This is a genomic window from Streptomyces sp. NBC_00597, from assembly GCF_041431095.1.
GTDB lineage: Bacteria > Actinomycetota > Actinomycetes > Streptomycetales > Streptomycetaceae > Streptomyces.
This window is the reverse complement of sequence record NZ_CP107757.1, coordinates 3,853,944-3,876,171: the sequence shown is the minus strand read 5'-3', so window position 1 is coordinate 3,876,171 and position 22,228 is coordinate 3,853,944. Positions and strand designations below refer to the sequence as shown.

Annotated in this window: 24 protein-coding genes and 1 pseudogene; 20 read left to right on the top strand and 5 right to left on the bottom strand. The window is 72.7% G+C overall.

What is annotated here, in order from left to right; all coding sequences use genetic code 11:
* Window positions 1-68: 68 nt before the first annotated feature.
* Window positions 69-752, top strand: coding sequence for a DUF1707 domain-containing protein (locus OG974_RS17290; protein ID WP_327283605.1), 684 nt, complete (start codon window positions 69-71; stop codon window positions 750-752).
* A gap of 416 nt (window positions 753-1,168) precedes the next feature.
* A complete protein-coding gene (locus OG974_RS17285; protein WP_371643653.1) occupies window positions 1,169-2,503 on the top strand; it encodes a DUF445 domain-containing protein in 1,335 nt (444 codons plus the stop codon).
* 57 nt (window positions 2,504-2,560) lie between these two features.
* Here the strand turns inward: OG974_RS17285 and OG974_RS17280 are convergent, their stop codons facing one another.
* Together OG974_RS17280 and OG974_RS17275 are read right to left on the bottom strand one after the other, a co-directional pair.
* Complete coding sequence (locus tag OG974_RS17280; RefSeq protein ID WP_327283603.1) at window positions 2,561-2,860, bottom strand: hypothetical protein; 300 nt, start codon at window positions 2,858-2,860, stop codon at window positions 2,561-2,563.
* A 44-nt stretch (window positions 2,861-2,904) separates the two neighbouring features.
* Window positions 2,905-3,081: a hypothetical protein gene (locus OG974_RS17275; protein ID WP_327283602.1), complete on the bottom strand. Its 177-nt coding sequence runs from the start codon at window positions 3,079-3,081 to the stop codon at window positions 2,905-2,907.
* Window positions 3,082-3,235: 154 nt separating this feature from the next.
* Here OG974_RS17275 and OG974_RS17270 point away from each other — a divergent pair, with 154 nt between their 5' ends.
* Together OG974_RS17270 and OG974_RS17265 are read left to right on the top strand one after the other, a co-directional pair.
* On the top strand, window positions 3,236-3,772 hold the full coding sequence (locus OG974_RS17270; RefSeq protein WP_327283601.1) for a GNAT family N-acetyltransferase: 537 nt from the start codon (window positions 3,236-3,238) through the stop codon (window positions 3,770-3,772).
* Window positions 3,773-3,799: 27 nt separating this feature from the next.
* The gene (locus OG974_RS17265) at window positions 3,800-4,807 is read left to right on the top strand and encodes a hypothetical protein (RefSeq protein WP_371643651.1); all 1,008 of its coding nucleotides are present in this window, start codon (window positions 3,800-3,802) and stop codon (window positions 4,805-4,807) included.
* A gap of 4 nt (window positions 4,808-4,811) precedes the next feature.
* On the opposite strand, the gene OG974_RS17260 is transcribed toward OG974_RS17265, so the two are convergent.
* On the bottom strand, window positions 4,812-5,816 hold the full coding sequence (locus OG974_RS17260; RefSeq protein ID WP_327283598.1) for an SEC-C domain-containing protein: 1,005 nt from the start codon (window positions 5,814-5,816) through the stop codon (window positions 4,812-4,814).
* Between the two features lie 68 nt (window positions 5,817-5,884).
* Here OG974_RS17260 and OG974_RS17255 point away from each other — a divergent pair, with 68 nt between their 5' ends.
* The 4 genes from OG974_RS17255 (at window position 5,885) to OG974_RS17240 (ending at window position 8,821) form a co-directional block, all read left to right on the top strand.
* Window positions 5,885-6,676 carry a class E sortase gene (locus tag OG974_RS17255; protein ID WP_327285657.1) on the top strand — a complete coding sequence of 264 codons (792 nt, stop codon included), beginning with the start codon at window positions 5,885-5,887 and terminating at the stop codon, window positions 6,674-6,676.
* Window positions 6,677-6,727: 51 nt separating this feature from the next.
* Entirely contained in the window at window positions 6,728-7,048 is a 321-nt protein-coding gene (locus OG974_RS17250) for a DUF6412 domain-containing protein (protein WP_371643649.1), read from the top strand.
* Window positions 7,049-7,155: 107 nt separating this feature from the next.
* Entirely contained in the window at window positions 7,156-7,842 is a 687-nt protein-coding gene (locus tag OG974_RS17245; RefSeq protein ID WP_371643647.1) for a YidC/Oxa1 family membrane protein insertase, read from the top strand.
* A gap of 121 nt (window positions 7,843-7,963) precedes the next feature.
* On the top strand, window positions 7,964-8,821 hold the full coding sequence (locus OG974_RS17240) for a fumarylacetoacetate hydrolase family protein (RefSeq protein ID WP_327283596.1): 858 nt from the start codon (window positions 7,964-7,966) through the stop codon (window positions 8,819-8,821).
* A gap of 71 nt (window positions 8,822-8,892) precedes the next feature.
* On the opposite strand, the gene OG974_RS17235 is transcribed toward OG974_RS17240, so the two are convergent.
* Together OG974_RS17235 and OG974_RS17230 are read right to left on the bottom strand one after the other, a co-directional pair.
* Complete coding sequence (locus OG974_RS17235; protein ID WP_328762872.1) at window positions 8,893-9,282, bottom strand: LAETG motif-containing sortase-dependent surface protein; 390 nt, start codon at window positions 9,280-9,282, stop codon at window positions 8,893-8,895.
* 81 nt (window positions 9,283-9,363) lie between these two features.
* Complete coding sequence (locus OG974_RS17230; protein ID WP_327283594.1) at window positions 9,364-10,482, bottom strand: Gfo/Idh/MocA family oxidoreductase; 1,119 nt, start codon at window positions 10,480-10,482, stop codon at window positions 9,364-9,366.
* A gap of 103 nt (window positions 10,483-10,585) precedes the next feature.
* Between OG974_RS17230 and OG974_RS17225 the strand changes: the two genes are divergently transcribed.
* From OG974_RS17225 to OG974_RS17170, 12 genes and pseudogenes are all read left to right on the top strand, one after another.
* Window positions 10,586-11,626: an ROK family protein gene (locus tag OG974_RS17225; protein WP_327283593.1), complete on the top strand. Its 1,041-nt coding sequence runs from the start codon at window positions 10,586-10,588 to the stop codon at window positions 11,624-11,626.
* A 28-nt stretch (window positions 11,627-11,654) separates the two neighbouring features.
* Window positions 11,655-11,870: pseudogene (locus tag OG974_RS17220) on the top strand (maleylpyruvate isomerase); the annotation flags it as partial.
* Window positions 11,871-12,035: 165 nt separating this feature from the next.
* Window positions 12,036-12,839, top strand: coding sequence for a hypothetical protein (locus tag OG974_RS17215; RefSeq protein WP_329316559.1), 804 nt, complete (start codon window positions 12,036-12,038; stop codon window positions 12,837-12,839).
* A 33-nt stretch (window positions 12,840-12,872) separates the two neighbouring features.
* A complete protein-coding gene (locus OG974_RS17210) occupies window positions 12,873-13,637 on the top strand; it encodes a GntR family transcriptional regulator (RefSeq protein ID WP_371643644.1) in 765 nt (254 codons plus the stop codon).
* Between the two features lie 159 nt (window positions 13,638-13,796).
* Complete coding sequence (locus OG974_RS17205) at window positions 13,797-14,918, top strand: TIGR03364 family FAD-dependent oxidoreductase (protein ID WP_327283591.1); 1,122 nt, start codon at window positions 13,797-13,799, stop codon at window positions 14,916-14,918.
* A gap of 5 nt (window positions 14,919-14,923) precedes the next feature.
* Window positions 14,924-15,625 (top strand): phosphonatase-like hydrolase, encoded by a 702-nt coding sequence (locus OG974_RS17200; RefSeq protein WP_328762869.1) that lies wholly within the window; start codon window positions 14,924-14,926, stop codon window positions 15,623-15,625.
* The gene (locus OG974_RS17195; protein WP_328762868.1) at window positions 15,622-16,671 is read left to right on the top strand and encodes an ABC transporter ATP-binding protein; all 1,050 of its coding nucleotides are present in this window, start codon (window positions 15,622-15,624) and stop codon (window positions 16,669-16,671) included. The genes OG974_RS17200 and OG974_RS17195 overlap by 4 nt, the downstream gene beginning before the upstream one ends.
* A complete protein-coding gene (locus tag OG974_RS17190; RefSeq protein WP_327283588.1) occupies window positions 16,664-17,731 on the top strand; it encodes a 2-aminoethylphosphonate ABC transporter permease subunit in 1,068 nt (355 codons plus the stop codon). The genes OG974_RS17195 and OG974_RS17190 overlap by 8 nt, the downstream gene beginning before the upstream one ends.
* Window positions 17,718-18,515: an ABC transporter permease subunit gene (locus OG974_RS17185; RefSeq protein WP_327283587.1), complete on the top strand. Its 798-nt coding sequence runs from the start codon at window positions 17,718-17,720 to the stop codon at window positions 18,513-18,515. The genes OG974_RS17190 and OG974_RS17185 overlap by 14 nt, the downstream gene beginning before the upstream one ends.
* 26 nt (window positions 18,516-18,541) lie before the next feature.
* Window positions 18,542-19,630, top strand: coding sequence for a 2-aminoethylphosphonate ABC transporter substrate-binding protein (locus OG974_RS17180; protein WP_328762866.1), 1,089 nt, complete (start codon window positions 18,542-18,544; stop codon window positions 19,628-19,630).
* A 134-nt stretch (window positions 19,631-19,764) separates the two neighbouring features.
* Entirely contained in the window at window positions 19,765-21,288 is a 1,524-nt protein-coding gene (locus OG974_RS17175) for an alkaline phosphatase family protein (protein WP_327283585.1), read from the top strand.
* Window positions 21,289-21,388: 100 nt separating this feature from the next.
* Window positions 21,389-22,168 (top strand): HAD-IIA family hydrolase, encoded by a 780-nt coding sequence (locus tag OG974_RS17170; protein WP_327283584.1) that lies wholly within the window; start codon window positions 21,389-21,391, stop codon window positions 22,166-22,168.
* Window positions 22,169-22,228 lie beyond the last annotated feature (60 nt).

Sequence of the window (22,228 nt, the reverse complement as noted above, 5' to 3'; positions counted from 1 at the left end):
GGCGAGCGGGGGTCCGGGCAGGGGTTGGGCCATACAACTCCCTTGCGTGGCTGCATAGGCTGTTCCCCATGACTGACGAGCGGCCGGAGAAGCCGTTGCCGGAGTTGAGGGCGTCGGACGCCGACCGCGAACGGGTGGTGGAGCGTCTGCGGGACGCCGTCGCCGAGGGCCGGATCGACATGGAGGAGTTCGAGGAGCGGCTGGAGGTCGCGTACACGTCGAAGACGTACGCGGAACTGGAGCCACTGACCCTGGACCTGCCGGCGCCCGGCGGGGCGCCGATGCCGGTCGGGGCGGCCGCCCCGGTGCCTGCGGACGGCTCGTGGCCGTCGCGGATCGGCGGCGCGGGGGTGCCGGCGTCCTCTTCGGCGGCGGTGGCGGTGATGTCTTCCTTCCAGCGCAAGGGCAACTGGACGGTGCCCGCCCGCCTCGACGCGGTGGCGTTCTGGGGCAGCGGCGAGCTCGACCTGCGCGAGGCGAACTTCGCGGAGCGGGAGGTGGTCATCAACTGCGTCGCGATCATGGGCGGCATCGAGATCACCATCCCGCCGGGCGTGGATGTGGACGTCCGGGGCTTCGGCTTCATGGGCGCCTTCGACCAACGCGCCACTCCGGGCCCGCCCGCCCCGGGCGCGCCGAGGGTGGTCGTGACGGGCCTGGCCTTCTGGGGCGGCGTGGAGGTCAAGGTGAAGCCGCCCAAGACCCCCAAACCCGTCAAGGGCACCCGCCCCAACCTCCGCAAGGAGCTGTAGGAGCCGGGAGCCGGGCCGGAGCCGGCGCTTGAGCCGTGCTGGAACCGCGGTCGGGGATGGGTCGGAGCTCCGCCGGAGCCCGCTGCCCGGCCTCTGCCTGGGTCGGCTGCCCGGGCCTCTGCCGGGGTCGCATGGGCCTGCCGCCTGGGCCGGCTGCCTGGGCCGGCTGCCTGGCCGTGCCGCTTGGGCTGGCTGCTCGGGCCCGCCGCTCGGGCCCGCTGTCCAGGCCCGCCGCCCGGGCGTGCCGCATGGGCTCGTCGCAGGGGCGTGCCGGGGCCTTGCGCTGGCTCGACGGGCCTGGGTGGAGTGGGTGGCCTCCCGCGCCCCGGTCGGTGCGGTACGGGCGGCGCAGCCGCTGGGCGCGGGAGGAAATCGGCGCGCCGGGAACTCCTCGGGGCTCCGGGGAGTCGGATGCTATGCAGACAAACCCGGCGCTCGGGGGAAGGGAGGAGCACGTGGACAACCGCATCACGGGGACCAGTCCTGGCGGCTTCGTGTTCAGCGAGGCCGACGAGGAGCGCCGCCGCGGCGTCCGCCGCATGAAGACGACCGCCACCGGCCTGCTGGCCCTGGTCGCGCTGGTCTACGTACTGACCACCTGGGCGGAGCACACCGGGGCCGGCGCCTGGGCCGGCTACGTCCGGGCCGCCGCCGAGGCCGGCATGGTCGGCGCGCTCGCGGACTGGTTCGCCGTGACCGCACTGTTCCGGCGGCCCCTCGGCCTGCCCATCCCGCACACCGCGATCATCCCGACCAAGAAGGACCAGCTAGGCGTCTCCCTCGGGGAGTTCGTCGGGGAGAACTTCCTCTCCCCGGACGTGGTCCGTGCCCGCCTCCACGCCCTCGGCATCGGCGCCCGCCTCGGCGCCTGGCTGGCCGAGCCCGCGCACGCCGACCGCGTCACGGCCGAGTTGGCCACCGCACTGCGCGGAGCCCTGACCGTGCTGCGCGACTCCGATGTCCAGGCCGTCGTCGGGGAGGTCATCACCCGGCGGGCCGAGACCGCCGAGATCGCGCCCGGGATCGGCAAGACCCTGGAGCGGGTCGTCGCGGACGGCGGGCACCGCCGCGTCGTCGACCTCGTCTGCGTCAAGGCCCACGACTGGCTGGTGACGCACGGGGACTCGGTGATGGGAGCGGTCCAGGGCGGCGCGCCCGGCTGGACCCCGCGGTTCGTGGACCGCAAGGTCGGCGAGCGCGTCTACAAGGAACTGCTCCGCTTCCTGACGGAGATGCGGGACATGCCGGAGCACCCGGCGCGCGGGGCGGTGGACCGGTTCCTGGCGGACTTCGCGGCCGACCTCCAGTCGGACACGGACACCCGGGCACGGGTGGAGCGGTTGAAGTCGGAGATCATCCAGCGCGGGGAGGTCCAGGACGTGATCGCCTCCGCGTGGACCGCGATCCGGTCGATGATCATCTCGGCGGCGGAGGACGAGCAGAGCGAGCTGCGGCTGCGGGTCCGGTCGTCGCTGCTGTCGCTGGGGGCGCGACTGGCCACGGACGGCCGGCTCCAGGACAAGGTGGAGGGCTGGATGGAGGGCGCGGTGGTGTACGTGGTGACCACCTACCGGGCCGAGGTCATCTCGCTGATCACGGACACGGTGGCCGGGTGGGACGCGGAGCACACGTCGCGGAAGATCGAGGCCCACATCGGCCGGGACCTCCAGTTCATCCGCATCAACGGCACGGTGGTCGGCGCCCTGGCGGGTCTGCTGATCTACACCCTGTCCCAGGCCTTCGGCGCGTAGCCCAGCCCGGTTCGCGGGCCGGGCCGCACTCCGGCCCGGCCCGGCCCGCGGTCCGGCTCAGCCGCGGTCGGCGACGGCCCAGGAAGCGGCCGCCACCACGGTGGCGGCTCCCAGGACGGCCGGCCAGGCCCCGACCTTCTTGGCCAGCGGATGCGAGCCCGCGAAGCCGGCGAGGTACAGCGCGCCGAGCCCGGCCGCCGCGGGGACGCCGCCACGGCGGTGCCATTCCCGCCCGGCGGCCAGCCCGGCGGCGCCGAGCACGACACCGCCCAGCGGGCGCTTCTTGGTCCACCGGGCGACGGCGTATCCGCCGACCAGTCCGGCGGCCGCCACTGCGGAACTCGGTACGCGCACCATGCCCAACTCCTGAAGTCGTCTGAACCACTTGTCTTACTACGAGGCTAACGCGGGCCCTTGGCCACCCGGCGGGCACCCAGCGCCCCGAGAACGAACACGGCCCCGCCGATCACACCGTCCGGTACGGCGTCCTGTACGGCGCGCGGCAGCAGTGCCACCACGCCCAGGACGAGGAGGAAGGCGAGCACGCACCGGCCGGCGGCCCGAAGCAGTCTGTCCACGGGCTGCTCAACGCGCTCCGCCGTCCCCCGACACGGAGGGCGGGGAGGGGATTTGTCGCACACTCGCCGGATCCGTGCGATACGCGCCCCGGCAACCGGACCGGCATAAATTGACTCTCCCACCCCAAACGGGAAAAAGAGGAGTTCGGACATTGTGATCTGCTACGGACGGGCCGTCCTCGACCTCGTGGACGAACTGGTCGACGCCTATGCCGACGTCTTCTCCGCCCCGCCGTGGAACGAGGACGAAGAAACCATTCGCCAATTCTCGGTCCGCCTCCAGGCCGACAGCCGACGCCGTGGTTTCCGTACGGCTCTCGCCCAGTCCGCGGCCGGTATCGACGGCTTCGCCACCGCCTGGCTCACCCCGGCCACCTTCCCCAAGGACCGCGGATACGCCCAGGTCTCGGCGCAGCTCGGCCCGCAGCGGGTACGGGAACTCCTCACCGGCGCGCTGGAGATAGACGAACTCGCCGTGCGCCCTTACGCGCGCGGCCACGGCACCGGCCGGGCCCTGCTCACCGAGATCACCGCCGACGCCCCGGACCGGCGGGCCTGGCTGCTGACGTCCCGGCTGGCCATCGACACGGTGGCCACGTACCGGCGTTTGGGCTGGCACGAGGTCACCTCCCTGCCCGGCACGCAGACGGGGGTGATCGTCTTCCTGTCCCCGGACCACCCGGGCCGCTAGGAGTTCCCGCCGATCGCGCCCCGCGGCATGATCACACCGAAGCCGCTGCTGCGCAGGCAACTCAACCTGGCCACCCGCCACCCGCCACCCGCCACCCGCCACCAGCTCACCGCGTCCGGGATCCCGGACGGCACGATCACCTCCCGCACCCGCCCGGGCGGGCCCTGGCCACGCTTACTGCCCCGGGTCTACCTCCTGCAGACCGGCCCCCCGGACCACCGTCAACGCGCCCTCGCCGCCGTCCTGTACGCCGCCGAGCCCACCGCGGACCCGCTGTCCGGCGACACCGCCGTCCTCACCGGCAGCGCCGCCCTGGCCCTCCTCGGCGTCCGCGACGTCCCGCACACCCCCGCCGACGTCCTGGTCCGCGCCCCGCGTCGACTCACCGGCACCCCGGAGGTGCGCCCGCTGGCCACCGCCCGCTGGCCGCGCACCATGACGGTCTCCGGTATCCCGAGCACCCGCCCGGTGCCCGCGGCGGCCGACTTCGCCTCCCGAGCGGCGGATCCGGTGCGGATCCGCTCGACGCTGGCCCGTGTCGTCCAGGCGGGCTGGTGCCACCCGCAGGACCTGCACGCCGAGCTCCGCGCGGCCCGGCTCCTCACCCGCCCGGAGATCCGTGCCGCCGCGTCGGAGCTCGTCGCCGGGGTCCGCTCGATCGCCGAGGCCCTGGCCCGGGACACCCTCACGGCGACGGACCTGCCGACCCCGCTGTGGAACGCCCGCCTCTACACCCCGGACGGCAGCTTCCTGGCCAGCCCGGACGCGTACTGGCCGGACGAGGGCGTGGCCCTGGAGATCGACTCGGCGGAGTACCACTACACGCGCGACGCCTGGCACGCCACCCTCCGGCGCCGCCTGCGCCTGGAGTCCCAAGGCGTCCTGGTGGTCAGCGCGACCCCGTTGATGATCCGCGAGAGCCCCGGCCAGGTCATCGCAGCCCTCCGCACCCTCCTCGCCCTCACCACGACGCGCCCCACCCCACCCGCAGCCCTGGCCCGCGGCCATGTGCAATTGGAGCTTCCGGCGGCGTGACCGATCAGTCGGCGACCTGGCCGTGGCACTCCGAGTAGGGCTTCGTCGAGGTGCACCAGCAGGGGGAGTTGGGGGTGGGGGGCCAGGACGTGGCCTTGCCGCGGGCTGCCAGGGTCGTTGCGTATTCGGGGAGGAGCGAGGGGGAGGCCGGCGAGGTCTTCTCGGATGCCGCGAAGGCCTCGTACGACGGGACGCTCGCCGTCACGATGCCGAGGTTCGTCGTGCCCGAGGCCGCCAGGGCGCGCAGGGACGCCTCGATGTGCGTGAGGTGTGCCGCGTGCGAGGGGTATTCCGCCGCCAGGGTGGGGTAAGAGGTGAGGAGTTCGGCCAGTTCGCGGGCGGGCCAGTGGAGGATGGCCACCGGGAAGGGGCGGGACAGGGCGGCGCGGCGGTCGCCCAGTTCGGCTCGCAGGCGGGCGATCTCGGCGCGGAGCTCGGCCGGGTCGTCGGAGCCGAGGGCCCAGATGCGCTTGGGGTCGTGGAGCTCGTCCAGCGGGATCGGGCCGATGTGGCGGGTGTCGGCGACCATGTCCCAGTCGTCGTGGGGGAGTCCGAGGAGGCGGCGCACCCGGTGCCGGCCGGTCAGCAGGGCCGTGGTGGCCGGGGTGAGCGGGGTGTCCTCCGTGATGAGCAGGGTGGCCGCCTGGGTGAAGCACTCCTCGGAAGCGGTCAACTCGTCGTGTGCTTCGAGGGCTTCCGCGATGACTTCCCAGGGCGCCGGGTCCGCGGGCGCGGCCGCTCGGATGCCCTGGATGAGGGCGCGGGCCTCGGGCTCGTGGCCGTACTCCCACAGGTTCGCCGCCTGGAGCGCCTTGATCAGGTGCGGATCGGCGGGCGAGGCGGCGAGGAGTTGGTCGTACAGCGCGCTGGCGCGTTCCCGGGCGTCACCCAGTTCGAGGTGGGCCGCGGCCTGGAGGAGCAAGGGCTCCTGGTCCTCGGGGTAACGGGTCGCCGTGCGGATGAGGCGCTCGGCTTCGGCGATGTGCTCGGCAGGCGTGTCAGGGCGCATGGTTCACACCGTACTGCGGCTGGTCTGTTGACGGGGGAGGTCTTAAGGTGCGGCCCGTGCGGGATCACATGCGTGTGGTGGTGCAGGGGGGTGACCGGCGGGGGCGCCGGGCCGGTCTCGCCGGGGTGCTGTGGGGCGCCGCCGAACTGATCGTCACGGTGGGCGTGGTGGTGTTGTTGCTGGTGGTGCACCAGGTGTGGTGGACCAACCGGCAGGCCCTCGCCGCCGCGCACGAGCAGGTCCGGGCACTGGAGAGGGAGTGGACGCTCCCCGCTGCGTCGCCCGCCGTACCTTCCGGGCCCGCCGGGCCGCCTTCACCGTCGCCCTCCGAGTCGTCCTCCGGGGCGCCTTCCGTGCCGTCCGGCTCATCCGGTTCGTCCGTCGGTCCCGCCCGCCCCGCCGCCGACCCGCCGCCCGCGCAGGAGTCGGCGTACGGGGTCCTGCGGATCCCCCGGCTCGGGGTCGTCGTGCCCGTCGCGCAGGGCGTCGACAAGCGGGCCGTGCTGGACAAGGGGTACGTCGGGCACTACCCCGGGACCGCGCAGCCCGGGGCGGAGGGGAACTTCGCGCTCGCCGGGCACCGCAACACCCACGGCGAGCCGTTCCGGTACATCAACCGGTTGCGGGCCGGGGACGAGCTGACCGTCGACGTACGGGGGCGGCGGTACACCTACGTGGTGGGGAAGGTCCTTCCGGAGACCAGTGCGCGGGACACCGGGGTGATCGCGCCCGTGCCCCGCAGTACGGTCCGGCCGGAGTACGGGTACGACGAGCCCGGCGCGTACATCACGCTCACCACCTGCACGCCCGAGTACACCTCCACAAACCGGCTCGTGGTGTGGGGAACCATCAGGCGATAGCCCGCGTTCTTGTCTTCGGTAGGCAACCGATCTTGGGAAGGGGGGCACCGCATGGCTCGGCACGACCGTGGGCGGCTGTTGATGCCCCTGCTGCTGTTCGCCGGGGTCCTCGGGCTCCTCGCGCTCCTCGGGATGTCCGCGGGGGAGCCGGGCAGCGGGCTGGGCGCCGTCGTGGGCGTCCTCGCCACCACCGTCGCCATGGGCGCCGCGGCCCTGGCCGCCCGACTCGTACGGCCCGTGCCTCCCCACCGCATACGCACCGCGATCCGTGATCGCGAGCAGCGCACGGCGTTCCTGCCGCAGCGTGATCCCGATGCCTCGGGCCGGTCGCGGCCCAGGGCGCCCGGTCGTCTCGTTCCGACGGCCGCGTAGGGGCGCCCCTTCCTTCCTTTGTTGTCGCGAGTAGTCGCGCCCCTCGTGGGTCGTCGCGCCGAAATGCAGTTCTTTCGACGTTCGACGAGACCCTTCGGAGGGCCACCGTGTCCGTTTTCACCTCTCTCGTTGCCGAGCTGGGCCGGCTCCTGGAGCCCGTACTGGCCGAGGCCGCGACCGCTGCCGCGATCGTGCTGTTCACCGTGCTCGTACGGCTCGCCCTGCATCCGCTGAACCGGGCCGCGTTCCGCGGTGCCACCCCGCTGGCCGGCATCCTGCCCGTGCTGCTCCAGCTGCCGGTGTTCTTCCTCATGTACCGGGCCTTCTCCTCCTCCGGCGAGCTGCTGGACCACCGGCTGTTCGCCGCGCCGCTCGGGGCCCGCTGGAGCGATGCCCTCGGAGCGGGCGGCCTCCTCGGAGCGCAGGGGCTGGTGTTCCTGGGGCTGTTCGCGGCCATCGCCGCGGTCGCCGCGTGGAGTGCCGTACGAGGGCGGCGCGCGGCCGCCGCGGCTCCCGTGCAGGCCCTACCGGCCACGTCCCGGGCCAAGGGCAAGCCCGGGGCCAAGGGCAAGCCCGCGGTCGCCGCCGAGATGAGCGCCGAACAGCAGGAGATGGTGCGCAAGATCGGCGGCGTACTGCCGCTGCTGTCGTTCGGGTCGCTGATCACGGCGGCCGTGGTGCCGCTGGCCGCCGGGCTGTACCTGGTGACCACCACCGCGTGGTCCGTGGCGGAGCGGGCCTGGCTCCAGCACCGCAAGGAGGCGGCGCAGGAGCGCGAGCGTTCCAGCCTGTGAACAGGGTCTTGCGGATTGGGCGACCATCTTGGAGGATCAACCAATTCTCCGATGGCCGCAACCCATCGGCAGGCCCGGGCACGCCCATGGGCCGACCACCCACGACCACGGGAGAATGCCCATGAAGCTGCTGCGTGTCGGACCGGTCGGGGCGGAGCGCCCCGCGCTGCTCGACCAGGACGGGATCCTGCGCGACCTGTCCGGCCTGATCACGGATGTGGACGGCGCCCTGCTCGCCGACGACTCCGTACTGTCCCGGGTACGGGACGCGGCGGCGACCGGCGGGCTCCCGGCCCTGGACGCGGAGGGCCTGCGGATCGGTTCGCCGGTCGGCCGGATCGGCAAGATCGTGGGCATCGGGCTGAACTACTTCGGGCACGCGGCCGAGATCGGTGCGGAGCCGCCGGCCGAGCCCATCCTGTTCCTCAAGGCCACGGACACCGTGGTCGGCCCGGACGACACCGTGCTGATCCCGCGCGGCAGCGTGAAGACCGACTGGGAGGCCGAGCTCGGCGTCGTCATCGGCAGCACCGCCCGCTACCTGTCCTCCGCCGCGGAGGGCCTGGCCCACGTGGGCGGCTACACACTGGTCAACGACGTATCGGAGCGCGAGTTCCAGATCGAGCGCGGCGGCACCTGGGACAAGGGCAAGAACTGCGAGACGTTCACCCCGCTGGGCCCGTGGCTGGTCACCGCCGACGAGGTCGCGGACCCGCAGGCCCTGGACGTGGAGCTGTGGGTCAACGGCGAGCTCAAGCAGGACGGCAACACCGCCGACCAGATCTTCCCGGTCGGCGAGGTCGTCCGGTACCTGAGCCAGTTCATGACCCTGTACCCGGGCGACGTCATCGTCACCGGCACCCCGGCCGGCGTGGCCATGGGCCAGCCCGAGCCGAAGCCGTACCTGCGCGCCGGTGATGTCGTGGAGCTGGAGATCGAGGGCCTCGGCCGCCAGCGCCAGGAGTTCAAGAGCGCGTAGCGAGGGGCAGCGGCGCTGAGGTGCGGGGCGGGACCGTCGAAGGGCGGCCCGCCCCGTTGCGTGCTCGGCGCTCAGCTCTTCGAGGCCGCGCGGCGACGGCGGTTGGCGTAGATCAGGCCGGCGCCGGCGCCCAGTGCGGCGGCGCTGCCGCCCGCGATCAGAGCGGTCGCGGACCCGCCGCCCGTGCTCGCGAGCGCGGCCGAACCGCCTGCCGCGCTCAGGTGGGTGTTGCCGGCCGAGGTCGCGCCGGTGCTGGTCTGCCCGGCGGCCTTGTCCTTGTCGCGTGCCGCGAACTGCCCGGTCCCCAGGAACTCGGCGCGGCCCGCGGGCAGGTCCGGCACGGTCGACGCGGCCGGTGCGCCCGCCGACGGGGCGTCGGTGGCGAAGGCGGGCGACGCGAGCAGGACGGCCGGGGCTATCGCGGCGGTGGCGACGACCGATGCGATCCGGGGCAGCTTCACAGACGGATTCCATTCTTCACACGCATGATGATCAACAGCCTGTGCAGGATAGATCGCCCACGACCCTCAAACTGTCCATTTTCAGGACAAGGCGGGGTTCAGCTCCACGGTCACCCCGTCCCGGGACGACGTCCGCGCCGCCTCCAGCACCTCCAGGCACTGCGCCGCCTCGTGCGCGGTGACCGGAGCCGGGCCGCCCTCGCGCAGGGCCGCCGCCACCGCCGCGTAGTACGCGGGGTAGTCGCCCGGCACCGTCGGCACCGGGGCCCCGCCACCGGTCAGCGGGGACTCGCCGGAGCCCACCCGGCCCCACAGGTGCTCGGGCTCCTCGCCCCACGGGCTCTCGCCGTCCGGCCGCTGCCCGTCGCGCAGGGCCGCCTCCTGCGGGTCGAGTCCGTACTTCACGTAGCCCGCCCGGGAGCCCAGTACCCGAAAGCGCGGACCCAGTTGTGCGGTGGTCGCGCTGACGTAGAAGTGGGAGCGGACGCCGTTCGCGTGCGTGACGGCGATGAAGGTGTCGTCGTCCGCCTCGGCGCCCGGGCGGCGCACATCGGTCTCCGCGTACACGCGCACGGCCGGGCCGAACAGCACCAGCGCCTGGTCGACGACGTGGCTGCCGAGGTCGTACAGCAGGCCGCCGATCTCCTCCGGGGCCCCGGACTCGCGCCAGCCGCCCTTGAGCTGCGGGCGCCACCGCTCGAACCGTGACTCGAAGCGCTGGACCTCGCCGAGCTCGCCGTCCGCGATGAGGCGGCGCAGGGTGAGGAAGTCGTTGTCCCAACGGCGGTTCTGGAACACGGACAGGAAGGTGCCGGTCTCGTCGGCGAGGGCGGCGAGTTGTCGGGCCTCGGCGGCGGTGGCGGCGAGCGGCTTGTCCACGACGACCGGGACGCCGGCGTTCAGCGCGGCCGTGGCGAGCGGGACGTGGGTCTTGTTGGGGGAGGCGATGACGACCAGGTCGAGCGCCGGGGTGAGGTCCCAGAGCTCCTGCGTGGTGCTCACGATCCGGATGTCCGGGTACGCCTCGCGCACCTGGGCCTGCCGGTTCGGGTCGGAGGTGACGACCGTGTCGAGGACGAGTCCGTCGGTGGCCGAGACGAGCGGTGCGTGGAAGACGGAGCCTGCGAGTCCGTAGCCGATGAGACCTACGCGGAGCGGGCCGTTCGACCGCGTGGGGGAAGCGGAAGGGGAGGCGTTCATGCAGCCACTTTGGCAACAGTGTTGCTTAAGTGCAAGGAGGGTGGACAATGGAGAGGTGGACCGGGGCAGTGGAAGTAACGGAAGCGGCGCGAACCTACCGGCGGTGCGCGGTCACAACGACGCGCTCGTCCTCGCCCTGCTGCGCGAAGCGGGCATCGAGGGCCTCGGCCGCACCGATCTCGCCGTCCTCACGCGCCTCACCCCGCAGGCCGTCAGCAAGATCGCGGCGAGGCTGCGTGCGGAGGGGCTCGTCGCCGAGGCCGGCCGCGGTGCGTCCACCGGGGGCAAGCCGCGGACGCTGCTCCAGCTGGCCGCCGGCGCCCGGCACGCCGTCGGGGTGCACGCCGACCGCGACGAGATGCGGGCGGTACGGGTGGACATGCTGGGCACCGTCGTCGAGCGGTTCCGCGGCCCCCTGGACTTCGCGTCCGGACCGGACGTCGTCGCGGACGAGGTCGCACGGGCCGTGGACCGGCTGTGCGGGGAGGCCGGCGCAGGGTCCCTGCTGGGCGTGGGCGTCGCCACGCCGGGACCGCTCGACTGGCGGGCGGGCGTACTGGGTCGGGTGACGGGATACCCCGAGTGGGAAGGGTTCCCGATGCGGCAGGCGGTGGTGGACCGGCTCGGGCCCGACGCCCCGCCGGTGGTGCTGGACAAGGACACCAACGCGGGGGCCGCGGTCCCCGGCCGTCGAGCCGTCGGAACCTCCCTGTACCTGCACCTGAGCACCGGCCTGGGAGCCGGGCTCCGACTGCGCGGCGAGGTCTTCCGCGGGGAACGGTCCGCAGCGGGAGAGTTCGGGCACCAGGTCCTGATGCTGGACGGCCCGCCCTGCCGGTGCGGAGGCCACGGGTGCGCGGAGGTGCTGTGCCTGACGGCGGTGGCCCGCGGGGACCTCCAGGAGGCGGCGCGGATCCTGGGTGAGGGCGCTGCGAACGTGGTCGCGCTCCTGGACGTAGACCGGGTATGGCTGGGGGGACGGGTGGTGGACTCCGCACCGGAGGTCTTCACGAGGGGCGTCCGCCGCGTCCTGGAGGCCCGCACCCTGGGCGGCCCTATCCCGGAGGTCGCCGCGTCCGAGGACGGTGTCGCCGAGGGCGCGGCGGAACTGGCCCTGGCCCCGCTCTTCGGCCGCGTGGGCTGAGGGCCCCGCCGGGCGCCTCGCCGGCGGGGTGGACCTGACCGCACACCTCCCGGACGCACCGCCCCCGCCCCCGGAGGGCCTGGCCCGGTCCCGCGCGCTGTTGGAACGGATCGCCGGGGCCGCCTTCCCCGGGTCGTTCACCGACCGGGACGCACTGCTGGTCGGTACCGGCCGCCGGACACCGACCGCCGCGGAGCCGGCCGAACTCGGCGCGCGGGCGGCGGTCCTGCCGCTCCACCTCGGCTGGACCGCGGCGTGGGGCCGATCAGGCGTAAGGGGTGCGGCCGGCAGGCGTGGCGGGCGGAGGGGGTCGCGGGGGCGTGGGAGGGTGCGGGGAGGCCGGGGTGATTGTCGCCTCGTCCGACCATCGTCCCGTCCCGTCCGGCGAGCAGCGAAGCGAAGGTCTTCCATGCGACTGCGCAAAGCCCTTGCCCACTCCGCCGTCCTGGCCGCCACCCTCGCCGTCTGCGTGCCGAACGCCGCCGCGGACGTCGGCAACGGCGGCGGTGCCCGGCCCGCGCCCGCGCTGCCGTCCCGGATCGAGGCCACCTGCGGGGACGGGAAGAGCAGCGCCTTTCCCATCGGGGCGCGGATCCGCGGCGGCCCGGCGGTGTACCGGACGGGCGGGGGGCCGCAGACCTGGTTCCTGGACCTCACGAACACGACGAACTCCGAGTGCACGGCCATCCACCCCGTCGTGGTGTTCACGGACAAGGCCCGCGCTCTGCTCCCCGCCCACTTCCGGATGGAGTTCGAGGCCCCCGGCGGGACGTTCCCGGTCAGCCTGGAGCGGAGCGACCGCGACGAGATCATCGCCGTCTTCGACGGGGGCGAGGCCTTCTCCGGGTTCGCCGTCCGGGCCGGCGGCTCCCTGACCGTCAAGGTCCACCTGGCGTTCGCCCCCGGCACCCCCGCCGGGGAGGTCGTCGCCGATGCCGCACTCGTCCAGCGCAAGGGGGACGACGGCGACTGGATCGGTGAGGCCGGCGCGTACCTCTTCTCGGTCGAGGGCGCGGAGAAGGAGGAGACGGGCGCGGCCGGATCCCTCGCCCACACCGGCCCCCGCGACTGGGCGTTCGGCGCGGGAGCTGCCGCCGCCCTCGTCACCGGCGGCGGGTTCCTGCTCGCCTCCCGGCGGCTGCGCACGACGGGCACCCCGCTCACCCCCGGCGCCCCCGCCGCCCCCCGCACCCCCGGTACTCCCGCGCGCTGATCTCCGTACACCCGGCCCGCGTACAGTCCCAGGGTGGAAGAACAGAACCTGCACCACCGCCCCGGCTGGCCCGTGCGCTCCGGTATCCCGGAGCACGGCCGCATCCCCAAGTACTACGCCGTGAAGGCCCGGATCGCGGACCTTCTCGACGACCTCGGCGAGGGTGGCCTGCTCCCCACCGAGCGGGATCTCGCCGAGCGGTACGAGGTGTCCCGCGAGACCGTACGGCAGGCCCTGCGCGAGCTCCTGCTGGAGGGCCGGCTCCGCCGCTCCGGCCGGGGCACCGTCGTCGCCGGTCCGAAGCTCGAACAGCCCCTGTCGCTCGCGAGCTACACCGAGGGCGTGCGCCGCCAGGGCCGCCGGCCCGGCCGCAACCTCATCGGGCTGGAGCAGTTCCCCTGCCCGCCCGAGCTGGCCCCGGGGATCGGCGCCGAGCCCGGCGAGCCCGTCTGGCACCTGGAGCGCGTCCTGCTCGCCGACGACGAGCGGGTGGGTCTGGAGAGCACGTACATCCGGGTGGCGCGGGCACCGCGCCTGGACAGCGAGTTCCCGCCGGACTCGTCCTTCTACGGGTACCTCCTCGACCGGCTCGGGATCTCGTTCGGCGACGCCGACGAGAAGCTGGAGACGGTCCTGGCGACCCCCCGCGAGGCCCTGCTGATCGGCACCCCGCCGGCCCTGCCGATGCTGCTCATCCACCGTTTCTCGCGGGACCAGGACGGGCGTCCCCTGGAGCGGGTGCGTTCGCTCTACCGTGGTGACCGGTTCAGCTTCACGACCCACCTGCGGCTCGGATAGGCCCGAGCGGATCCCCGCCAAGACGCCGAAAAGGGACGTACGGGCGACGCATTCGGATCACGAAGAGGTAACGGGTCTAGGCCAAGTGTCGAGGGCTGTTCACCGTCCCGTTGCCGCCGCGATCCCCCCGGTCCACGGGCCGCGGCCACCGTGGAGCGCGTGAGAGTCATAGTCGTCGGAGGCGGCGTGGTCGGCACCATGCACGCCTGGCAAGCAGTTGAACGCGGCCACGAGGTCGTCCAGATCGAGCGAGAGGCCGAGGCCCGCGGCGCGTCACTGCGCAATTTCGGCCAGATCTGGGTCAGCGGACGGGCCGGGGGCGAGGAGTTGGAGACCGCCCTGCGGGCCCGCGAGCTCTGGGAGCGGATCGGCGCGGAGGTGCCCGGCCTGGGCTTCCGCGCGATCGGCTCCCTCACCCCCGTCCGCAACGCCCGCGAGTACGCGGTCGCCGAGGCGGCCGCTGCCCGCCCCGACGCCGCCGCCCGGGGCTACGAACTGGTCACCGCCGAGCAGGCGCGGAAGATCAACCCCGCCCTGCGCGGCGCCTTCGAGGCCGCCCTGTGGTGCGAGCGGGACGCGGCCGTCGAGCCGCGCACCGCCCAGCTCCACCTGCGCGAGGCCCTCCGGGCGAGCGGCCGGTACACCTTCCTGCCCGGACGGGAGGTGCGCGAGGTCGTCGGCAACGGAGCCGTCCGCGACGACCACGGTGACGTCCACCGGGGCGACGCCGTCGTCCTCGCCACCGGCGCCTGGCTTTCCGGACTGGTCCGCGAGCTGGCCCCCGAGCTGCCCGTGCGCCGCGTACGGCTCCAGATGATGCAGACCGCCCCGCTCGGCGAGGAGCTCACCACCTCCGTCGCGGACGCCGACAGCTTCCGCTACTACCCCGCCTACCGGGGCGATGCCCTCGACGTCCTCAACGCCGAACAGGCTCAGGCGCCGGTCGCCGCCGCGCACAAGATGCAGCTTCTGATGGTCCAACGCCAGGACGGCGGGCTGACCATCGGCGACACCCACGAGTACGAGCACCCCTTCGCCTTCGACACCCTCGAAGACCCGTACGAGCACCTCACCGGGGTCGTCGAGGCCTTCCTGGGCCGCCCGCTGCCGAAGATCAGGCACCGCTGGGCGGGCGTGTACGCGCAATGCACCGACACCGCCCGCGTCGTCCACCGCCAGCAGGTGGCCGACGGCGTCTGGCTGGTGACCGGACCCGGCGGCCGCGGGATGACCTGCTCGCCCGCCATAGCCGAGACCACCGCGAACGAACTGGGCTGGTGAAACAGATGAGCAACCCCGCCAACGCATCCCGCAACCTGGTCGTCCTCGACATGGCCGGCACCACCGTCGCCGACGGCGGCCTCGTCGAGCGCGCCTTCGAGCGCGCCGCCGAACGCCTCGGCGTCGAACCGGGCACCGCCGACCACCAGGCCAAGCTCCAGTACGTCCGCGACACCATGGGCGAGTCGAAGATCTCCGTCTTCCGTCACCTCTTCGGCACGGAAGAGCTCGCCCGGCGCGCCAACTCCGCCTTCGAAGAGGCGTACGGCGAGCTCGTCGACGGTGGCCTCATCGCCCCGGTCCCCGGCGCCCGCGAGACCATCGAGAAGTTCCGCGCCGACGGCCGCACCGTCGTCCTGACCACCGGCTTCGCCCGCGTCACCCAGGACGCCATCCTCGACGCCCTCGGCTGGCAGGGCCTGGCCGACCTCACCCTGTGCCCCGCCGACGCGGGCGGCCGCGGCCGGCCCCACCCCGACATGGTGCTGGCCGCGTTCCTGCGCACCGGCGCCGTCGACGACGTACGGGACGTCGTGGTCGCGGGCGACACCGCCTACGACATGCTCAGCGGCCGCCGCTCCGGCGCCGCGATCGTGGCCGGCGTCCTCACCGGCGCCCACGACCGCGCGGTGCTCACCGAGCACGGCGCCACCCACGTCCTCGGCTCGATCGCCGAACTGCCCCAGGTCCTGCTGGAGTCGGCGTGAGCGGCATCCGCTTCGAGGGGGTCAGCGTCGCGTACGGCGCCGCCACCGTGCTGGACCGGCTCGACCTGACCGTCGAGCCCGGCGAGGTCATGGCGCTGCTCGGCCCCTCCGGGTCCGGGAAGACCACGGCGCTGCGCGCGGTCGCCGGTTTCGTACGGCCCGCCGCGGGCCGGATACTGATCGGCGGCCGGGACGTCACCGCGCTCCCGCCGCACAAGCGCGGCATCGGCACGGTCGTCCAGCAGTACGCGCTCTTCCCGCACATGCGGGTGGAGGACAACGTGGCGTTCGGCCTCAAGGCGCAGAAGGCCCCCAAGGCAGAGATACCCGGGCGCGTCGGCGAGGCCCTGGAGATGACCGGGATGGCGGCGTACGCCCGGCGCTACCCGCGCGAGCTCTCGGGCGGGCAGCAGCAGCGCGTGGCGATCGCCCGCGCCCTGGCGATCCGGCCCGGGGTGCTCCTGCTCGACGAGCCGCTGTCCGCGCTCGACGCGCAGCTGCGCTCCGGGATGCTCGCCGAACTGGCCCGGCTGCACCGGGAGCTGCCCGACGTATCGATCCTGTACGTCACGCACGACCAGGTGGAGGCGCTGACGCTCGCCGACCGGATCGCGGTCATGGACAAGGCCCGGCTCCAGGACTGCGGCACTCCGCAGCAGCTGTACCGGGCGCCGCGCACCGAGTTCACCGCATCGTTCGTCGGCAACGCCAACCTGCTGCCGGTGACGGTCGCCGACTCCGGGGCGCTCTTCGCGGGCCGGCCCCTGGAACTGGACCGCGGGCGCGCCGTCCCCGGCGCGAGCGCGACCCTGTGCGTGCGGCCGCACCTGCTCGGCCTCGGGGCCGGGCCCAACGCGCTGACCGGCACGATCTCCGAGGTGCAGTGGCGGGGCTCGACGCACCGGCTGTACGTCGACGTCGAGGGCCACCGGATCAAGGCCGATCTGCCGGAACTGCGCGAGACCCCCGCGCTGGGCGACCGGGTGACGCTGCACTTCGAACCGCGGGACGCCGTGCTGCTGGCCGCAGGGGTGTCGGATGACTGACGCCCCGCGCCTGGACGGGCGGCGAACGGTGCACCTACCGGGCACCCGGGCTCCGGAGCACACCGACGCCACGCAGGGCACCCCGCAGGGCGTTCCCGCCGCGGCGTCGCAAGCGCCCGCGCCGTCCGGCCGCCGCCCGCGCAACGGCACCGCGGTCGGTGACGAAACCACCCCCGAACACCGCGCCACTCCGTCCGGCTCCCGCACTCCGTCCGGCTCCCGCACTCCGCAGGGGGCCCGTACCGTGCCCGGCTGGCTGTGGTCCGTACCGCCCGTGGCCGTGCTGGCGCTGGTCTTCCTCTATCCCCTCGCCCTGGTCGTCCAGCAGTCCCTCACCCCCGAGAACGGCGGCGGCGCCTTCGACGCGTACGCCTCCGTCTTCCGCTCCCACGCCTTCCGCGAGGCGCTCGGCACCACGGTCTGGCTGGCCGCGGGGGCCACCGTCGGCTGCCTCCTCCTCGGCTTCGCGCTCGCGCTGGTCATCGCCTTCGTCCCCTTCCCCGGGGCCAGGGCCGTCGCGAAGTTCATCGACGTCTTCCTCTCCTTCCCCTCCTTCCTCATCACCCTGGCCCTCCTCTTCATCTACGGCACGGCCGGCATGGCCAACGGGGTCTGGACCGACGTGACCGGCGCCGCCGACGGGCCCTTCCACTTCCTCACCACCCCGTGGGGCGTACTGCTCGCGGAGATCACGTACTTCACGCCCTTCGTCATGCGCCCGCTGCTCGCCGCGTTCTCCCAACTGGACACCGCCCAGCTGGAGGTGGCCTCCTCGCTCGGCGCGAAGCCCGCCCGGATCATCCGGCAGGTGATCCTCCCCGAGGCCCTCCCGGCGCTCGCCGCCGGTGGCAGCCTGGTCCTGGTGATGTGCCTCAACGAGTTCGGGATCGTCCTGTTCACCGGAGCCAAGGACGTCACCACGCTCCCGATGCTCGTCTACGGCAAGGCGATCCTCGAATCCGACTACTCGGCCGCCTGTGTGGTCGCCGTCGTCAACATCGCGATTTCCGTAGGCCTGTTCGGCCTCTACCGGGTGGTGAGCAAGCGTGCTGGTGCATAGCCGGACCGGCCGCTGGGCCGCCTGGGCCCTGTTCGGCCTCTTCTTCCTGCCCCTGTTCGCCCTGCCCCTGCTCGTCGTGGTCGCCGCGTCCTTCGCCACCCACTGGTCGGGGGCCTTCCCCTCCGGCCCGACCACCACGAACTACGCTTCCGCCGTGCAGGGCGAATCCCTCCGGGCGCTGACCACCTCGCTGGTGACCGCCCTCGTCGCGAGCCTGCTCGCGCTCACCGTGGGCACCTGGGCCGCGCTGGCCGCCGCCGGGCTGAAACGGCGCGGAAAGCGGACCCTGGACGCCCTGTTCATGCTGCCCGTCGCCGTGCCGTCCGTGGTCGTCGGGCTCGCCGTGCTGGTCGCCTTCAGCAAGCCCCCGCTGCTGCTCAACGGCACCAGCTCAATCGTGATCCTGGCGCACACGATTCTTGTCACGGCGTTTGCCCACCAGTCGGTTTCGGCCGCCATCGTTCGTCTCGACCCCGCGTACGAACAGGCGGCGGCCTCCCTGGGCGCCGGCCCCGCGTACGTCCTGTGGCGGGTCAAGCTCCCCCTCCTGCTGCCGTCCCTCACCGCGGCCGCCGGACTCTGCTTCGCCCTGTCCATGGGCGAGCTGAGCGCCACGATGATGCTCTACCCGCCGGACTGGATGCCCCTCCCGGTCCGGATCTTCACCGCCACCGACCGCGGTTCGCTGTTCGGCGGCTCCGCCGTCGCCGTGGTCCTGATGGCCGCCACCCTCCTGGTCCTCCTGGCCGTCTCCCGCATCCGCACCAGAGCCTCCTACCGCTGACTCCCTTTTTCCCGTAAGGAAGTTCCATGTCCAGAACCCCCGTGAGCCGTACCGTCCTGCGCACCACGGCCGCCGCCACCGGCAGCCTCGCCCTCGCCGCGGGCCTCACCGCCTGCGGCGGCTCCTCCGCCGCCGATTCCAAGGCGGGCGGCGAGAAGGTCGTCACCGTCTACAGCGCCGACGGGCTCAAGAGCGACAAGGGCGACGGCTGGTACGACAAGGTCTTCGCCGATTTCACGAAGAAGACCGGCATCCAGGTCAAGTACGTGGAGGGCGGCTCGGGCGAGATGGTGCAGCGCGCCGTCCGCGAGAAGACCAACACCCAGGCCGACGTACTGGTGACCCTGCCGCCGTTCATCCAGCAGGCGGACGGCAAGGGCCTGCTCCAGGAGTACAAGCCGCAGGGATCCGACAAGGTCAACGGCGCGAACAAGGCCGCCAACGGCAAGTGGACCTCGGTCGTCAACAACTACTTCGGCTTCGTCTACAACAAGAAGGAGCTCACCGACGCCCCCAAGACCTGGGAGGAGCTGCTGGACGCCGAGTACAAGGGCAAGCTCCAGTACTCCACCCCGGGCGTCGCGGGCGACGGCACCGCCGTCCTCGTCAAGTCGATGCACGACTTCGGCGGCAAGGAGGCGGCGATGGAGTACCTGAAGAAGCTCCAGACCAACAACGTCGGCCCGTCCTCCTCCACCAGCAAGCTCGCGCCGAAGACCGACAAGGGCGAGCTGCTCGTCGCCAACGGCGACGTCCAGATGAACTTCGCGCAGTCCAAGTCCATGCCCAACCTGGGCATCTGGTTCCCCGCCAAGGACGGCGGCAAGCCGACCACCTTCGCCCTGCCGTACGCGGCCGGCCTGGTGGACAAGGCCCCGCACACCGAGAACGGCAAGAAGCTCCTCGATTACCTGCTCAGCGAGGACGCCCAGAAGCGGGTCAGCGAGGTCGGCGGTGGCTTCCCCGCGAGCACCGACGTCAAGCCGACCGACGCCAACGCCGTCGAACTCACCAAGCTGATGACGGGCGTCGAGGTCTTCGAGCCGGACTGGGCGGACATCGACAAGAACCTCGCGGGCTACGTCGACGCGTGGAAGTCGGCAACCGGAAGCTGATTGGTTGCCTCCTGGTCACTCCCGTCCAGGAAAGTGACGCTTGCATAACGGGTCTGGACCGAAGACCGCACCTTCGGTCCGGACCCGGCGCATGTCCACCAGCGCCGTTCCCACGATTACTCCCGGAGGAGTACGTGCCCACTGTCCTGTCAGGACGCGCCCTCGCCGTGACCGCCACCGCCACGGCCCTGCTCGCCACCGCGCTCGGCACCCACACCGCCACCGCCGCAGCGGCCGCCACCACCGACAAGGTCCTCGTCATCGGCATCGACGGCGTGGTCCTCGACCGCGTCAAGGCCGCCAACGCCCCCAACCTGAACGGCCTGATGGCCCAGGGGCTCACCGCCAAGAGCACCCTGTACGCCAACCCCATGGCCGCCACCTCCTCGGGCCCTGGCTGGTCCACCATCGCCACCGGCGTCTGGCCCGACAAGCACGGCGTGAAGGACAACTCCTTCACAGGCAAGAACTTCACGGCCTACCCGGACTTCCTGACCCGCATCGAGAACGCCAAGCCGGCGCTCAACACGTACGCGGCCGCCGACTGGGAACCGCTCACCTCCACCGACCAGAACGGCCCGGTCTTCTCCGCCAAGGTCGACAAGCGCCTCAGCCTCAAGGGCGACCGCGACGGCTACGGCACCGAGGACCCGAAGATCGCCGCCGCGGCCTCCGCCGAACTCCAGGGCCAGAACCCGGACGCCTCCTTCGTCTACCTCGGCCAGGTCGACTCGGCCGGGCACTCCTACGGAGCCGCCAGCCAGCAGTACCTCGACGCCATCGGCCGCGTCGACACGATGGTCGGCCAGCTGCTCACCGCCGTGCAGAACCGCCCCACGTACGCCCAGGAGAACTGGAAGATCCTGGTCACCACCGACCACGGGCACACCGACGCCGGCGGCCACGGCGGCTCCTCCATCCAAGAGCGCGGCACCTTCGTCATCGCCAAGGGCGCGGGCATCCCGGCCGGTTCGGTCCGCACCGACGTCAAGCTCGTCGACGTGGCGGCCACCGCGCTCGCCCAGGTCGGCGTCGACGCCGGCTCCGCGATCGACGGCGTCCCGCTGGGCGCCCCCGACGACAACGACCCGTTCGACACCCTGCGGCCGAGCCTCCAGGGCCGCGTGGACGAGACGGGCATCCCCGCAGGCGTCAAGGGCTTCACGCACACCCCGCCGGCCGGCTGGTCCGTCGACAACTCCAAGACGGGCACGGGCGGTGTCACCGAATGGGCCGGCTGGGCCTTCGCGACCGACGAGTTCTGGAGCCAGTCCCAGCGCGACCAGTGGCGCGAGCTGAACGTCCGCTCCCGTGACGTGTTCGCCGTCGCCGACTCCGACGAGTGGGACGACAAGTCCCACACCGGCTCATACGACTCCACCCTGATCACTCCCCAGTGGGCCGTGACCGGCGGCACCACGAAGAACCTGACCTTCCAGACGCACTACCGCCACGAGGCCGGCCAGAGCGCCCAGGTCCTGGTCTCCTACAACGGCGGTACGCCCACCGTCGTCAAGAGCTACACCGCCGACGCGGTCGCCAAGGCCGAGTCCCTGGCCCTCCAGGTCCCGGCCGGCGCCACCGACGTCCAGATCCGCTTCCGCTACACCGGCAGCAACAACTGGTTCTGGACCGTCGACAACGTCAAACTCGGCTGATCCAGGCCCCCGCCGTCCGGGCTGTGGACGCCGAACGCGGCCACGGCCCGGCCCCGATAGGGTGGTACAGACCAGCGGTCAGAGAGCGGAGAACAGTCCAGTGGCAGAGCGCAAGCCGATCGAATCCTGGCTCACCGACATGGACGGGGTACTCATCCACGAGGGCACCCCGATCCCGGGCGCCGATGCCTTCATCAAGCGGCTGCGCGACTCCGGCAAGCCCTTCCTGGTCCTGACCAACAACTCCATCTACACCCCGCGCGACCTCCAGGCCCGGCTCTTCCGGATGGGCCTAGACGTCCCCGTCGAGAACATCTGGACCTCCGCGCTCGCCACCGCCAAGTTCCTCGACGACCAGCGCCCGGGCGGCACCGCGTACGTCATCGGCGAGGCCGGCCTGACGACCGCCCTGCACGACATCGGCTACATCCTGACCGACCACGAGCCCGACTACGTGGTCCTCGGCGAGACCCGGACCTACAGCTTCGAGGCGATGACGAAGGCCGTCCGCCTGATCAACGCGGGCGCCCGCTTCATCTGCACCAACCCCGACGAGACCGGCCCCTCCACCGAAGGCCCGCTGCCCGCCACGGGCGCCGTCGCCGCCCTGATCACCAAGGCGACCGGCAAGCAGCCGTACTTCGCCGGCAAGCCCAACCCGCTGATGATGCGGACCGGCCTGAACGCCATCGGCGCGCACTCCGAGAGCAGCGCGATGATCGGCGACCGGATGGACACCGACGTCCTGGCCGGACTGGAGGCCGGGATGCAGACCTTCCTCGTGCTGACCGGACTGACCTCCATCGAGGACACCGAGAAGTTCCCGTACCGCCCGACCAGGACCGTCGACTCCATCGCCGACCTGGTCGATCTCGTCTGATCCGAACGGGTCAAGCGCGCGGCGCTCCGGATGCGGAGCGGTGCGCCGCGCGTGAACCTC